At 65.6% G+C, this 13932-nt stretch carries 15 protein-coding genes; 5 read left to right on the top strand and 10 right to left on the bottom strand.

Features of this window, described 5'->3' with window-relative positions:
- The 8 genes from ACXJL8_RS11440 to dnaK form a co-directional block, all read right to left on the bottom strand.
- Positions 1 to 278, bottom strand: a 278-nt coding sequence (locus ACXJL8_RS11440) for a 2,3-bisphosphoglycerate-dependent phosphoglycerate mutase (protein ID WP_456685003.1), incomplete at its 3' end; no start/stop codon positions are given.
- A gap of 19 nt (positions 279 to 297) precedes the next feature.
- Positions 298 to 1113: a 4-hydroxy-tetrahydrodipicolinate reductase gene (gene dapB / locus ACXJL8_RS11435; protein WP_456623171.1), complete on the bottom strand. Its 816-nt coding sequence runs from the start codon at positions 1111 to 1113 to the stop codon at positions 298 to 300.
- 134 nt (positions 1114 to 1247) lie between these two features.
- A complete protein-coding gene (locus ACXJL8_RS11430) occupies positions 1248 to 1559 on the bottom strand; it encodes a DUF1330 domain-containing protein (protein WP_456623170.1) in 312 nt (103 codons plus the stop codon).
- A gap of 71 nt (positions 1560 to 1630) precedes the next feature.
- Positions 1631 to 2344, bottom strand: coding sequence for an orotidine-5'-phosphate decarboxylase (gene pyrF / locus ACXJL8_RS11425; RefSeq protein WP_456623169.1), 714 nt, complete (start codon positions 2342 to 2344; stop codon positions 1631 to 1633).
- Between the two features lie 6 nt (positions 2345 to 2350).
- Positions 2351 to 2929 carry an NADPH-dependent FMN reductase gene (locus tag ACXJL8_RS11420; protein WP_456623168.1) on the bottom strand — a complete coding sequence of 193 codons (579 nt, stop codon included), beginning with the start codon at positions 2927 to 2929 and terminating at the stop codon, positions 2351 to 2353.
- 57 nt (positions 2930 to 2986) lie between these two features.
- Positions 2987 to 3586 (bottom strand): class I SAM-dependent methyltransferase, encoded by a 600-nt coding sequence (locus tag ACXJL8_RS11415; protein WP_092190255.1) that lies wholly within the window; start codon positions 3584 to 3586, stop codon positions 2987 to 2989.
- Positions 3587 to 3679: 93 nt separating this feature from the next.
- Positions 3680 to 4807, bottom strand: coding sequence for a molecular chaperone DnaJ (gene dnaJ, locus ACXJL8_RS11410; RefSeq protein ID WP_456685002.1), 1128 nt, complete (start codon positions 4805 to 4807; stop codon positions 3680 to 3682).
- Between the two features lie 271 nt (positions 4808 to 5078).
- Positions 5079 to 6980: a molecular chaperone DnaK gene (gene dnaK, locus ACXJL8_RS11405; RefSeq protein WP_456623166.1), complete on the bottom strand. Its 1902-nt coding sequence runs from the start codon at positions 6978 to 6980 to the stop codon at positions 5079 to 5081.
- A 394-nt stretch (positions 6981 to 7374) separates the two neighbouring features.
- Between dnaK and ACXJL8_RS11400 the strand changes: the two genes are divergently transcribed.
- Together ACXJL8_RS11400 and pncA are read left to right on the top strand one after the other, a co-directional pair.
- Positions 7375 to 8316, top strand: a complete 942-nt coding sequence (locus ACXJL8_RS11400; RefSeq protein ID WP_456623165.1) for a hypothetical protein — start codon at positions 7375 to 7377, stop codon at positions 8314 to 8316.
- 261 nt (positions 8317 to 8577) lie between these two features.
- Positions 8578 to 9300, top strand: a complete 723-nt coding sequence (gene pncA, locus ACXJL8_RS11395) for a bifunctional nicotinamidase/pyrazinamidase (RefSeq protein WP_456623164.1) — start codon at positions 8578 to 8580, stop codon at positions 9298 to 9300.
- Positions 9301 to 9414: 114 nt separating this feature from the next.
- Here the strand turns inward: pncA and grpE are convergent, their stop codons facing one another.
- Both grpE and hrcA read right to left on the bottom strand, forming a co-directional pair.
- Positions 9415 to 10032: a nucleotide exchange factor GrpE gene (gene grpE / locus ACXJL8_RS11390; RefSeq protein WP_456623163.1), complete on the bottom strand. Its 618-nt coding sequence runs from the start codon at positions 10030 to 10032 to the stop codon at positions 9415 to 9417.
- Between the two features lie 96 nt (positions 10033 to 10128).
- Positions 10129 to 11217, bottom strand: coding sequence for a heat-inducible transcriptional repressor HrcA (gene hrcA / locus ACXJL8_RS11385; protein ID WP_456623162.1), 1089 nt, complete (start codon positions 11215 to 11217; stop codon positions 10129 to 10131).
- 174 nt (positions 11218 to 11391) lie between these two features.
- Here hrcA and rph point away from each other — a divergent pair, with 174 nt between their 5' ends.
- From rph to hemW, 3 genes are read left to right on the top strand one after another with little or no spacing between them, the layout of a single operon-like run.
- Positions 11392 to 12105: a ribonuclease PH gene (gene rph, locus ACXJL8_RS11380; RefSeq protein ID WP_456623161.1), complete on the top strand. Its 714-nt coding sequence runs from the start codon at positions 11392 to 11394 to the stop codon at positions 12103 to 12105.
- A gap of 10 nt (positions 12106 to 12115) precedes the next feature.
- Entirely contained in the window at positions 12116 to 12751 is a 636-nt protein-coding gene (gene rdgB, locus ACXJL8_RS11375) for an RdgB/HAM1 family non-canonical purine NTP pyrophosphatase (protein WP_456623160.1), read from the top strand.
- Entirely contained in the window at positions 12738 to 13892 is a 1155-nt protein-coding gene (gene hemW, locus ACXJL8_RS11370; protein WP_456623159.1) for a radical SAM family heme chaperone HemW, read from the top strand. Before rdgB ends, hemW begins: the two co-directional genes overlap by 14 nt.
- The last annotated feature ends 40 nt before the right edge of the window (positions 13893 to 13932 follow it).

Genomic DNA, 13932 nt, shown 5'->3' with positions numbered 1-13932 from the left:
CCATAGTCGCGCTCGTTCAGCGCGAGGTCCTTCGACGTCGGCAGACCCTTCTGGTCGAGTTCGCCAAGGATGAGATCGAGCGTGTGCTGCGCGCGCGTCAGCACCGAGGTGTAGGCGACGTCGAACACGAGCCCCTGCGCCTTCAGCTTGCGGCCGGCTTCCCTCGCCTCGGTCACGCCGAGCTCGGTGAGATCGGGATCCTTCCAGCCCGTGAACAGGTTCTTCAGATTCCATTCGCTCTGGCCATGGCGCACGAGCACGAGAAGACGTTCGCTCATCAACTGCTTTCCGTTTTGTTCAGATGTCGGACAGGCCGAGCACGTCGGCCATCGAGTAGAGTCCCGGACTCTTGCCGTGCGCCCACAACGCCGCCTTCAGCGCGCCATGGGCGAACAGCATGCGATCCTCGGCATGGTGCGAGAGCGTCAGGCGCTCGAACGGACCGAGGAAGCTCACGCTGTGATCGCCGGCCGCGGTGCCGCCGCGCAAGGAGGCGAAGCCGATGTCGCCGGGCCGCCGCGCACCGGTGATGCCGTCGCGGCCGCGCGCCGCATGCTCATCGAGCGAGACGCCGCGGCCGGCCGCGGCGGCCTGGCCCAGCATCAGCGCCGTGCCCGAGGGCGCATCGATTTTCATGCGATGATGGGTCTCGACGACCTCGATGTCGAAGCTCGCATCGAGCGCCTTGGCGACGCGCTTGACCACGGCGGCGAGCAAATTGACGCCCAGGCTCATATTGCCGGACTGCACCACGACCGCGCGGTTGGTGACGCTCTTGATCACGGCGTTGTCGGAGGCTGACAGGCCCGTCGTGCCGATGACATGCACGAGGCCGCGCTGGGCGGCGATCGCGACATTGGCGATGGTCGCCGCGGGCACGGTGAAATCCAGAATGCCGTCGGCGTCCTTCGACAACTCCCAGAGGTCGGCAGAGAGCTTGATGCCGTTGGCAGGGAGACCCGCGAGCACGCCGGCATCCTTGCCGAGCAGCTCAGATCCCGGCGCCTCCAGCGCGCCGGCCAGCACCGCGCCATTGGTCTCGGCAATCGCCCGCGTCAGCGCCCGGCCCATCCGGCCGCCGGCTCCAGCAACAATCAAGCGCATGTCGGACATGGTGTGATCCTCTCAGGTGCGTTGTAGCGGGGGGACGCAGTTCCGGCAACCGAGGGGGAGCAGTCGGCGGTGACGCCACGTTCACCGTCATTCCGGGGCGGCTCGCAGAGCCGAACCCGGAATCTCGGTGTGCCTCAGCCGTCAGACGGCTGCGGGCCGTCATAACCCTCGATGATGATGAGGTCGGCGACCGAGTGCGGCTGCCGCACCTTGATGTTGGCCTGGTATTCCGGCGAGTTGTAGCAGGCGATCGCGGTCTCGTAGTCCGGGAATTCGATCACGACGTTGCGGGTGCGGCTGGCGCCTTCGACGGTGGTGAACTTGCCGCCGCGGACGACGAAGCGGCCGCCCCATTTCTTGAAGATCGCGCCGTTGGCGACGACATACGGCTTGTAGCCCTCGTCATTGTTCACATCGACGCGCCCGATCCAGTAGCCTTTTGCCATTGTTCTTCTCCCTTGTGGTTGTCTCTATTTGAGCATGATCTGACCGGAAAACCGCTGCACACTTTTCCGGATCATGCTCCCAGCGCCTGCGCAATCTCGGCCTGGATTGCGTCAGCCGTTGCCCTGGGGTCGGCGGCTTCCACCACCGGCCGCCCGACGACGAGATAGTCTGCGCCCGCGGTGATCGCACGGCCCGGCGTCATGATGCGCTTCTGGTCGCCGCTCGCCGCGCCCGCCGGCCGGATGCCGGGGGTGACCAAACTCATCTGATGACCGACGATCTTGCGCAGGCTGCCCACTTCTTCCGGCGAGCAGACGAGACCGTCGACGCCGAGCACCTGCGCCTGCTGCGCACGCGCTTCGACCAGCTCGGAGACGCCGAGCCGGTAGCCGGCCGCATGCAGATCGTCGTCGTTGTAGGATGTCAGCACCGTGACGGCGAGGATCTTCAGGCTGGCGCTGCCGCGGCCTTCGACCGCGCCCTTCATGGTCTGCGGGTAGGCGTGCACGGTGAGGAAGGTCGCGCCCAGCCTGGTGATGCTCTCGACACCTTGCGCCACCGTGTTGCCGATGTCGTGCAGCTTGAGATCGAGGAAGACCTTCTTGCCCTTGTCGGCGAGCTTTCCGACCAGCGGCAGACCACCGGCATAAGCGAGCCGATAGCCGATCTTGTAGAAAGTGACGCTGTCGCCGAGCCTTGCGATCATCGCTTCCGCGGCATCAACGCTCGGCAGATCGAGCGCGACGATCAGGCGGTCTTTCGGGGCGATTTCGGCTGGCGTCATGTCACCTCACATCATGCGTTGAGAAATGTCGATCAACTGCCGCACCATCTCCTTCAGCGCGTCGATATCGCCCTGGTTCTTGAGCCTGTCCATATCGTCATAGGCCTCGTGGGCAAAGGCGAGCGTGAGCTGGCTGGCGATCACATTGGCGTGGCAGGAGGTCAGGATCAGCCGCAAGGCCTGAAGCGCGCGGGCCGCGCCGAGCCGGCTCTGCGAGGCGCCGGCGAGCGCAAAGACGCGGTTGCGGAACACCTCGCCGCGCGCCTCATGCAGCTCATGCACGCGGCTGACCCAGTCGATGGCGTTCTTCAGCAGCGGCGGCACCGAGGCGTTGTATTCGGGCGTGACGATCAACACGCCATGGTGCGCACCGATCATGCGCTTGAGGTTGATCGCATGCTTCGGAACGCCGGACTTGGCCTGGAGATCGCCGTCATAGATCGGCAGCGGAAAATCGGCGAGCGAGATGCGGGTGATGTCGACGCCGGCCTGGGCGAATTCATACGCGGCGACCGCCGCCAGCTTCGCATTATGCGAGCCGGTGCGCAGCGAGCCGGGAATGATCAGGATCCTGGGTGCGGACATCCGCTTCCATGCGTTCGGCGAAACGAGCCCGCCGCGCAAAAAGGGAAGCCGGCGGAATTAGTCCTTGCGATACACCCAGACGCGGGCCGGCGGAAGGTTCATCCAGATCCGTTCCGAGGCCTCTGTGGACACGCCGGGCAGCGATTTCGGGATCGGCGGCACCACCGCATAGGTGAACTGCACGAAGGGGGCGCCGGGCGCGAGCGCCGTGAAGGCGTCGCGGACGAGCCGCAGCCGCGTCAGCATCGGTTTTGTGACAAGCGGCAGGCCGGAGACGACCGCGGAGGCCGGCGCGCTCAGCACGTTCCAGAGCGTGTCGCGCAGGCGATAGGCATCGCCCTGCACCACCTTGGCTTGCGGATAACGGTCGCGCAGCAGCGCACAGAAGCCGGGATTGTATTCGACCAGCACAAGACGCTTCTGGTCGACGCCGCGCTCAACCAGGGCCGAGGTGATGGCGCCGGTGCCGGGTCCGAGCTCGACCACCGGTGCGTCCGAATTGACGTCGACGTAATGAGCCATGGTCCGGGCAAGCAGCTTGCCCGACGGCATCACCGCCCCCATGTGCAGGGGCTTTTCGATCCATGATCGGAGAAAACGCACCTCGTCATCAAGACGGGGCTTCTTCAACGCACGCGCGGACGACGGCAATGGCATGTCTGGACCGGACGGGACGAGACCGCGTGACCGCGGCGTGTCAGAAAATGGTCATAAACAGGTATAGGCCGAAGGCGGTACGGTCAAGACGGCTCAACTCGCCCGATTACCGAAGAAATCCTTGACCTTGGTGAAGAAGCCCTCGGATTCCGGCTGGGTGTTGCCGGAGGAAAGCTTTTCGAACTCGGCCAGCAATTCCTGCTGCTTCTTGGTGAGGTTCTGCGGCGTTTCGACCACGACCTGGACGTACATGTCGCCCATCTGGCGCGAGCGCAGCACCGGCATGCCTTTTGATGCGATGCGGAATCGACGGCTGGACTGGGTCCCCGCCGGCACCTTCACCTTGGTCTTGCCCTTCTCGATGGTCGGCACCTCGAATTCACCGCCAAGCGCCGCCGTCACCATCGAGATCGGAACGCGGCAATGCAGATCGGCGCCGTCGCGCTGGAAGAACTGGTGGTGGGCCAGCGACAGGAAGATGTAGAGGTCGCCGGGCGGGCCGCCGCGGACGCCAGCCTCGCCTTCGCCGGCGAGCCTGATCCGCGTGCCGTCCTCGACGCCCGGGGGAATGTTGACCGACAGCGTCCGCTCGCGGGTCACCCGGCCCTGGCCCGAGCAGGACGGGCAGGCGTCCTCGATCATCTGGCCGCGTCCCTGACAGCCGGGACAGGTGCGCTCCAACGTGAAGAAGCCCTGCGACTRCCGCACGCGGCCGGCGCCGCCGCAGCTCGAGCAGGTCTTCGGCTTGGTGCCGGCCTTGGCGCCGATGCCCGAGCAGGCCTCGCAGGTGACCGAGACCGGGATCTCGATCTGCGCGGTCTTGCCGCCGAAGGCTTCCTCGAGGGTGATTTCCATGTTGTAGCGCAGGTCGGCGCCGCGCTCGCGGCCGCCGCGGCCGCGCTGTCCGGCCATGCCGAACAGGTCCTCGAAAATGTCGGAGAAGGACGACGCGAAGCCCGCGCCGAAACCGGCGCCGCCACCGGGACCGCCCTGCTCGAAGGCGGCATGACCGAAACGGTCATAGGCCGCGCGCTTGTCCTTGTCCTTGAGGACCTCGTAGGCCTCGTTGATTTCCTTGAAGCGGACTTCGCTGGTGTCATCCCCCGGATTGCGGTCGGGATGAAATTTCATCGCAAGCTTGCGGAACGACGATTTCAGGACGGAATCGTCGGCGGAGCGTTCGACTTCGAGGGTCTCGTAATAGCAGCGCTTGGTGGACATGTCTGACTCGGTCTATCCAATCGCGATTCAAGTCGGGGCGAAACAACGTCGCCACGCGACGATATAGGCAGCCTTCCGCGTTGCGGCAGAGGGCAGCGTGGCGGCGTTGAGCATAGCGGCTGGGAATTGATCGATCGTAACGGGGCCGATCGCAACAGAGCCTTGCTCCGTCCCTTGCCCCGTCATACCCGACACGAAGGCCTCCCCCCTGAGGGGGGAGGCTGGTGCAGCGTGTGGGGTCCAAGCCGTCCGCATCATGACCCTCGCGGGCTTATGCAGACTTCTTGTTGTTCTTGTCGTCGTCGACTTCGGTGAATTCCGCGTCGACGACGTCGTCCTTGGCCGCATCCTTCTTGGCGTCGGCCTCGGCCTGCTGCTTGTACATGGCTTCGCCGAGCTTCATCGAAGCCTGGGCCAGCGTGTTGGTCTTGGCCTTGATCGCCTCGGCATCGTCGCCCTTCAGCGCTTCCTTGAGATCGCTGACGGCATCCTCGATGGCGCGGCGCTCAGTCTCGGCGACCTTCGAACCATGCTCGGCCAGCGCCTTCTCGGTGGAATGCACCAGTCCGTCCGCATCGTTCTTGGCGGTCACCGCCTCGCGGCGCTTCTTGTCCGCCTCGGCATTGGCCTCGGCGTCTTTGACCATCTTCTCGATGTCGGCTTCCGACAGACCGCCGGAGGCCTGGATGCGGATCTGCTGCTCCTTGCCGGTGGCCTTGTCCTTGGCCGAGACGTTGACGATGCCGTTGGCGTCGATGTCGAAGGTCACCTCGATCTGCGGCATGCCGCGCGGAGCCGGCGGAATGCCCATCAGGTCGAACTGGCCGAGCATCTTGTTGTCGGCCGCCATTTCACGCTCGCCCTGGAAGACGCGGATGGTGACCGCGTTCTGGCTGTCCTCGGCGGTCGAGAACACCTGGCTCTTCTTGGTCGGGATCGTGGTGTTGCGGTCGATGATGCGGGTGAACACGCCGCCCAGCGTCTCGATGCCCAGCGACAGCGGGGTCACGTCGAGCAGCAGCACGTCCTTGACGTCGCCCTGGAGCACGCCGGCCTGGATCGCGGCACCGATTGCCACGACTTCGTCCGGGTTGACGCCCTTGTGCGGCTCCTTGCCGAACAGCTGCTTCACGACTTCCTGGACCTTCGGCATGCGCGACATGCCGCCGACCAGAACGACTTCACCGATCTCACCGGCGGTGACGCCGGCATCCTTCAGCGCCTTGCGGCAGGGCTCGACGGTCTTCTGCACGAGGTCGTCGACCAGCGCTTCGAACTTGGCGCGGGTGAGCTTCATCGTCAGATGCTTCGGGCCGGTCTGGTCCGCGGTGATGAAGGGCAGGTTGATCTCGGTCTGCGTCGTCGAGGACAGCTCGATCTTGGCCTTTTCAGCGGCCTCTTTCAGGCGCTGCAAGGCGAGCTTGTCGTTGCGCAGGTTGATGCCCTGCTCCTTCTGGAACTCGTCGGCCAAATAGCCCACGAGGCGCATGTCGAAGTCTTCGCCGCCGAGGAAGGTGTCGCCGTTGGTCGACTTCACCTCGAACACGCCGTCGCCGATTTCGAGAATGGAGATATCGAAGGTGCCGCCGCCGAGATCGTACACGGCGATCGTGCCGGTCTTGGTCTTGTCCAGGCCATAGGCGAGCGCGGCCGCGGTCGGCTCGTTGATGATGCGGAGCACTTCGAGGCCCGCGATCTTGCCGGCGTCCTTGGTCGCCTGGCGCTGGGCGTCGTTGAAGTAGGCGGGAACGGTGATGACGGCCTGGTCGACCTTCTGGCCGAGATGGGCCTCCGCGGTCTCCTTCATCTTCTGCAGGATGAAAGCGGAGACCTGCGAGGGCGAGTAGGTCTGGCCGTCGGCCTCGACCCAGGCGTCGCCGTTGGAAGCCTTCACGATCTTGTACGGAACGAGCTTCTTGTCCTTCTCGACCATCGGGTCGTCGTAGCGGCGGCCGATGAGGCGCTTCACTGCGAAGAAGGTGCGCTCGGGATTGGTGACGGCCTGACGCTTGGCAGGCTGGCCGACGAGGCGCTCACCGTCGTCCGTCACGGCGACGATCGAAGGCGTCGTGCGCATGCCTTCGGAATTCTCGATGACTTTGGCGTTCTTGCCATCCATTACGGCGACGCACGAATTCGTGGTGCCGAGGTCGATCCCAATGACCTTTCCCATGGTCCTGATATCCTTGTTTTTGCGGCAGGCTGGTTGGGCCCAGAAGGCACCCGGTCCAAACCCCCTAAGATCAAACATCCGCGATATTGCGATGGTTGACGCTCATATAGGAGGGGGGGAGGGGCCCGCAAGGACCGAACGCAAGTTTCGGCCGTGAAAACATTGGGTTTTGGAAGATCATATCCGGGCTGAACCACCCTTGCGGGTGAGGAAATATTAACAGGTCCGGCTGTCGGCCGGCCCCTCCCGGTGGTCCGCCGCACCCTGTTACGGCGACCCCAAACCCGCTAAAAGGCGGGCGGCCGGACGCCTCCTCGGCGAGGCGGTCTTGCGCGACAATGCGGCCCGGTGGTCCACCATCGAACGGCCTCAATGTGAACCAATCAGAGTGCCCATGAAGCTGATCCGCCCCCTCGCCGCGCTCGCCCTGCTCGCCGCCACGGCATTTCCGGCCCTTGCCGCCGACGCCGTCTTCCCGCCCGGGCTGCGCCTCGGCATGGTGCCGCTGATCGGCCTCGGCACGGCAAAAACCTTTCCGGGCTTCGAGAGCGAGGACGGCAACGTCAAGGTGCTGATCACCGAGCTGCCGCCGGCGGCCTATGGCGAGGTCGTGAGCGCCTTCAATTCCAATCCGGCCGGCGCCAATGGCGTCAAGCAGGACAAGATCGAGACCCCCGCGGGCCTCGCCTATTTCACCACCGAAAGCGGCAAGGCCGGCGACACCCCGGTGAAGCGCTATTCGATGATCGTGCCGGGCGCCGGCTTCTCCGGCTATGTCGCGGTGCAGATCCCGGAGAATGCGACCAAGATCTACACCGACGAGGCGGTGCGGCAGATGTTCGCGAGCGCCGTGACCCGCAAGCAGGTCTCGGCCGAGGAGCAGATCGCGCTGATGCCGTTCAAGATCACCGATCTCGCCGATTTCAAGGATGTCCGCACGCTGGCGCCGGGCTCGAGCATCATCCTGGCCGACGGCGACGAGACCACAGGCTATGAGTCGAAGCCGTTCATGATCCTCGGCCTGATCGGCGCCACCCCGCAGCAGGCCGACGACCGCGCCCGCTTCGCCCAGGAGGCGGCGCTCCAGATCCCCGGCGTGCGCGAATCCCGCGTCACCATGTCCGAGCCGATCCGCATCAACGGCCAGCAGGGTTTCGAGACCCGGATCGACGGCGTCAGCGGCAAGGACAAGACCCCGGTGACCGTGGTGCAGTGGATCCGCTTCTCGAGCGGCGGCGCCTCGCTACGCATCATCGCCAGCGCCCCGCGCGACCAGTGGCAAGCCGCCTTCACCCGCTTCCGCGCCGTGCGCGACGGCATCCAGCCGAAGGGTTAGCGAAGGCGGCTCCACATCCTCGGTGTCGTCCCGGCGGAGGCCGGGACCCATCACCACAGGGCGTGGTTGCGGGGCGCGCTGGTAACTCCGAGTCTTCGCAAAACTATTGCTGCGGCGTATGGGTCCCGGCCTTCGCCGGGACGACGTGACGATAGCGCGCTTAAGCACTCACCAAAGCCGGCTGCATTTTCGGGCTTCTGTTCGTACACAAGCGGAACTAGGCTCCTGCCCAATCGGGTTCATCCTGGAGGGAGGCGAACGATGCTGGATCGGCGACAAATCTTGGCGGCGCTTGGGACGGGCGCCCTCGCAGCGATCGCTCCAACCGCGCTCTTTGCAGCCGCATCGATCAAGCCGGATGAATCATCCGCGCTGCTCGTGATCGACGTGCAGAACTGCTTCCTTCCAGGCGGCAGTCTCGCGGTGAARGAAGGCGAGCAGGTCGTGCCCGTCATCAACAAAATGGCAAAAGCGTTCGCGAATGTGGTGATGACGCAGGACTGGCACACGCCCGGCCATATCTCGTTCGCCTCGGTTCATTCCGGCAAGAAGCCGTTCGAGACCGTCGACCTGCCCTATGGCAAGCAGGTGCTGTGGCCCGACCATTGCGTGCAGGGCACCGACGGCGCCGCGCTGTCGAAGGACCTTTCGATCCCGCACGCCGAGCTCATCATCCGCAAGGGCTTTCACAAGGACGTCGACAGCTATTCGGCMTTCCTCGAAGCCGACGGCAAGACCTCGACCGGCCTCGCCGGCTATCTGAAGGGGCGCAAGATCAAGCGCGTCTTCGTCGCTGGGCTGGCGACGGATTTCTGCGTCGCCTGGACCGCGCTCGACGCGCGCAAGGCGGGCTTCGAGGTCTATGTCGTGGAGGACGCCTGCCGCGGCATCGACACGCAGGGCTCGCTGGCAAAAGCCTGGGCCGACATGGCCAAGGCCGGCGTGAAGCGGATTCAGTCGGCGGACATCGCGGCGAGCGCGTAAGACTTTCACGCGGTCATTCCGGGGCGATGCGAAGCATCGAGCCCGGAATCTCGAGATTCTCAGGTGCGCACCGTCAGTTCGATGCTTTGCATCGCCCCGGAATGACGCCCAAACTCAGTTGGCCGCGCCGCTCGACTCGTTGTTGTTCGCCGCGGGTGCAGCCTTCGCGCCGCCCTTGGCGACGCCGACGAGAGCGGGGCGCAGCACCCGGTCGCCGATGGTGTAGCCGGCCTGCATAACCTGCACCACGGTGCCCGCAGGCACCGACGGATCCGGCACTTCGAACATCGCCTGCTGGAAGTTCGGATCGAACTTCTGGCCCGAGGGGTCGAACTTCTTCACGCCGTGCTTTTCCAGCGCATTGAGCAACGAGCGCTCGGTGAGCTCGACGCCCTCGATCAACGATGTCAGGCCGGGATCGGCGGCGGCACGGGCCTCGGCCGGAACCGCGTCCAGCGCGCGCTGGAGATTGTCGGCGATGTCGAGCACGTCGCGGGCGAAGCCGGTGATGCCGTAGAGGCGGGCGTCGGCCACCTCCTTGGCGGTGCGCTTGCGCAGATTTTCCATCTCGGCCAGCGTCCGCAGCATGCGGTCGCGCGCCTCGGCGGCCTCCTGCTGCAACAGCTCGACCGAGCCGGGCTCGGGATCGTCGGGCATCACATAGGGCTTTGACACCACGGGCTCGCCGGTCGCAGCGGTCGTGTCTTCGGGTTGCCGGTCTCGATCGTTCATCGGCTCTCTTTTCGTATTCGTCTCAGGGGTTTTCTCGCCCGCATATCGTGCTTCGGACGCCGAAAATCAAGCGCCCGTGATCGACTGGGCCGCCGGTCAGCCGCCCAGCAGGCGACTGACGATGCGGGCGGCGTAGTCCACGGTCGGGATCACGCGGGCATAATTCAGCCGCGTCGGCCCGATCACGCCCAAAACGCCGACGATATGGCCGGCGGCATCCCGATAGGGCGAGATGATGGTGGAGGAGCCTGACAAGGAAAACAGTTTGTTCTCCGAGCCGATGAAGATCCGCACGCCCTCGGCGGTCTCGGCGCGGCCGAGCAGGTCGATGACGCCGCGCTTGGTCTCGAGGTCGTCGAACAGGAGGCGCACCCGCTCCAGATCCTCCAGCGCATGCAGGTCTTCGAGCAGATTGGCGTGGCCGCGGACGATGAGCTGGCGGTCCTCGTTCTCGCCGCCGGACCAGCTGGCGATGCCGGCCGAGATCACCTTCTGCGTCAGCTGATCGAGCTCGGTGCGCGCCTCGCCGAGCGCGGTCTCGAGTTCCAGCCGCGCCTCGGCCAGGGTCCGGCCCCGGATTCGTGCATTGAGGAAGTTGCCGGCTTCGGTCAGGGCCGAGGATGGAACCCCCGGCGGCAGCGTCAGCACACGGTTTTCGACCTGACCATCCTCGCCGACCAGGATCACCAGCGCCTTTTCCGGTTCCAACCGGACGAATTCGATGTGTTTCAGCCGCGCATTGGATTTCGGCGTCAGCACGACGGCGGCGGCCCGGGTCAGGCCGGAGAGCCGCGTCAACGCCTCCTCCAGCGCGGCCTCGACCGATTGCGCCTGGCCGACCGAGGTCAACTGGCTCTGGATCGCCTGCCGTTCGCCGTCATTGAGATCGCCGACCTGCATCAGGGCGTCGACGAAGAAGCGCAGCCCGAGTTCCGTCGGCAGTCGGCCGGCAGAGGTGTGTGGGGCATAGATCAGGCCGAGCTGTTCCAGGTCGGCCATGACATTGCGGACCGAGGCCGGCGACAGCGGCATGGCGATCAGGCGCGAGATATTGCGCGAGCCGACCGGCTCGCCGGTCGCGAGATAACTCTCGACGATTTGACGAAAGATGTCGCGAGACCGCTCGTTGAGCTGGGCGAGGCCTGCGCGCGGCGCGATCAGATGGATCGGATCGTGATGGGCCACAGACGTCAACTCCTCTCGGATGCTTGTAACTTGTCTATCCGGGAGGCCGCTGACAAGCGTGGTTTTGCGGTTGCTTGAAGGTTGCCTGGGGACCGAAAAGGCCTTGCCGCCCATCCCCACCCCACCTACAAGCACCGCGAATAGCCTTTTCCCGTGAGTTTTGGAGGAATTCCCATGCGGCCAAGCCGCCGTGCGCCCGATGAATTGCGCCCCGTGACGCTGGAGCGTGGCGTGGTCAAATATGCGGAAGGCTCCTGCCTGGTGAAGTTCGGCGACACCCATGTGCTGGTCACCGCGACGCTGGAAGAGCGCCTGCCGCCGTGGCTGAAGGGCCAGGGCCGCGGCTGGGTCACCGCCGAATACGGCATGCTGCCGCGCGCCACGCTGGAACGCACCCGCCGCGAGGCTTCCGCCGGAAAGCAGAGTGGCCGCACCGTGGAAATCCAGCGCCTGATCGGGCGCTCGTTGCGCACCATCGTCGATCTCGAAGCGCTCGGCGAGCGCCAGATCACGGTCGATTGCGACGTGATCCAGGCCGATGGCGGCACCCGCACGGCCTCGATCACCGGCGCCTGGGTCGCGCTCGCCGACTGCATCAGCTGGATGAAGGCGCGCAACATGATCAAGGCCAATGTGATGCGCGACAACGTCGCCGCGATCTCCTGCGGCATCTACAACGGCACGCCGGTGCTCGATCTCGACTATGCCGAGGATTCGGAAGCCCAGACCGACGCCAATTTCGTCATGACCGGCGATGGCCGCATCATCGAGGTGCAGGGAACCGCGGAGCGCGAGCCGTTCACGGAAGCCGAGTTCCTGGCGCTGATGGCGCTGGCGCGCAAGGGCGTCGCACGTCTCGTGGACTTGCAGAAACTGGCCGTGGCGTAGTCAATAGGCCATGCACCGCCGAATCACAGGCCAACTCGTGATCGCGACCCACAATCCCGGCAAGCTCGCCGAGATGCGGGAGCTGCTCGCGCCGCACGGCGTCGAGGCGGTCTCGGCCGGAGAGCTCGGCCTGCCCGAGCCGGAAGAGACCGGCCATGATTTCCGCAGCAATGCGGCGATCAAGGCGATCGCGGCGGCGCAGGCGACCAAGCTTCCCGCGTTCGCCGATGATTCCGGCATCGTGGTCGACGCGCTCGACGGCGCACCCGGCATCTACAGCGCGCGCTGGGCCGGTCCGACCAAGGATTTCACCGCGGCGATGACGCGGATCGAGCGCCTGTTGCTGGAGCGCGGCGCCACCGCGCCCGACAAGCGCAAGGCGCACTTCGTCTCCGCGCTCTGCGTTGCCTGGCCCGATGATCATCGCGAAGAGGTCGAGGCGCGCGTCGACGGCACGCTGGTGTGGCCGCCGCGCGGCACCGCCGGCTTCGGCTACGATCCAATGTTCTTGCCCGACGGCCACAGCCGCACCTTCGGCGAGATGGAGAGCATCGAGAAGCACGGCCTGCCGCCGCTCGGTCTTGGCCTGTCGCACCGCGCCCGCGCCTTCGTGAAACTGGCGGAGATCTGCCTTGAGCCGCGCTAAGGAAGCCTTCGGCGTCTATGTGCACTGGCCGTTCTGCCTGTCGAAGTGCCCGTACTGCGACTTCAACAGCCATGTCCGCCACGCCGCGATCGACGAGGCACGCTTTGCGAGCGCCTTCGCGCGCGAGATTGAGACAACGGCGCAGCGCGCGCCGGGCCGCGAAGTGACCTCGATCTTCCTCGGCGGCGGCACGCCGTCCTTGATGCAGCCCGCGACCGTCGGCGCGGTGCTCGATTCGATCGGCAAGCACTGGAAGGTCGCGGGCGATGTCGAAGTGACGCTGGAGGCGAACCCGACCAGCGTCGAGGCCACGCGCTTTGCCGGCTATCGCGCCGCCGGCGTCAACCGCGTCTCGCTCGGCGTGCAGGCGCTCGACGATGCTTCGCTGAAAGCGCTGGGCCGGATGCACAGCGCGCGCGAGGCGCTCGACGCGGTCGCCATCGCGCGCCGCTCGTTCGATCGCTATTCGTTCGATCTGATCTACGCCCGCCCCGACCAGACGCCGGCGATGTGGGCCGATGAACTCCGGCATGCGATCGACGAGGCGGCCGAGCATCTCTCGCTCTACCAGCTCACGATCGAGGAAGGCACGCCGTTCTTCGGCCTGCACCAGGCCGGCAAATTGAAGACACCGGACGAAGCGGTCGCGCGCGCGCTGTACGACGTGACGCAGGAAACCTGCGACAAGCTCGGGCTGCCCGCCTACGAGATTTCCAACCACGCGCGGCACGGCGCCGAGTGCCGGCACAATCTGGTCTATTGGCGCGGCCACGAATACGCCGGCATCGGACCGGGCGCACACGGCCGCCTCGACATCGACGGCATCAGGCATGCGACCGCCACCGAGAAGCGGCCCGAAGCCTGGCTGATGCGGGTCGAGACCAACGGCGATGGCGTCGTCACCGACGATCTCCTCAACAGCGAAGAACGTGCCGACGAATTCCTGCTGATGGGATTGCGCCTCGCCGAGGGCATCGACCCCGAGCGCTACAGCGCGCTCTCCGGCCGCCCGCTCGATCCCAAACGCATCGCGCTGCTGCGCGAAGAAGGCGCGATCATCGTGGATGCGACGGGCCGGTTGCGGGTGACCAGCAGCGGTTTCCCGGTACTGGATGCCGTGGTCGCGGATCTCGCGGCGTAACGAGCTGCCGTAGGGTGGGTTAGCCCTGCAGATGCGCAAA

The sequence above is a fragment of the Bradyrhizobium sp. P5_C11_2 genome (assembly GCF_054049755.1).
This window is presented reverse-complemented; position numbering and strand designations above follow the sequence as displayed.

Bases quoted from the DNA above. Each gene is read 5' to 3' on its own strand.
- dapB (WP_456623171.1), bottom strand. From the start codon at position 1,113: ATGTCCGACATGCGCTTGATTGTTGCTGGAGCCGGCGGCCGGATGGGC.
- ACXJL8_RS11430 (WP_456623170.1), bottom strand. From the start codon at position 1,559: ATGGCAAAAGGCTACTGGATCGGGCGCGTCGATGTGAACAATGACGAG.
- pyrF (WP_456623169.1), bottom strand. From the start codon at position 2,344: ATGACGCCAGCCGAAATCGCCCCGAAAGACCGCCTGATCGTCGCGCTC.
- ACXJL8_RS11420 (WP_456623168.1), bottom strand. From the start codon at position 2,929: ATGTCCGCACCCAGGATCCTGATCATTCCCGGCTCGCTGCGCACCGGC.
- ACXJL8_RS11415 (WP_092190255.1), bottom strand. From the start codon at position 3,586: ATGCCATTGCCGTCGTCCGCGCGTGCGTTGAAGAAGCCCCGTCTTGAT.
- dnaK (WP_456623166.1), bottom strand. From the start codon at position 6,980: ATGGGAAAGGTCATTGGGATCGACCTCGGCACCACGAATTCGTGCGTC.
- ACXJL8_RS11400 (WP_456623165.1), top strand. From the start codon at position 7,375: ATGAAGCTGATCCGCCCCCTCGCCGCGCTCGCCCTGCTCGCCGCCACG.
- grpE (WP_456623163.1), bottom strand. From the start codon at position 10,032: ATGAACGATCGAGACCGGCAACCCGAAGACACGACCGCTGCGACCGGC.
- rph (WP_456623161.1), top strand. From the start codon at position 11,392: ATGCGGCCAAGCCGCCGTGCGCCCGATGAATTGCGCCCCGTGACGCTG.
- rdgB (WP_456623160.1), top strand. From the start codon at position 12,116: ATGCACCGCCGAATCACAGGCCAACTCGTGATCGCGACCCACAATCCC.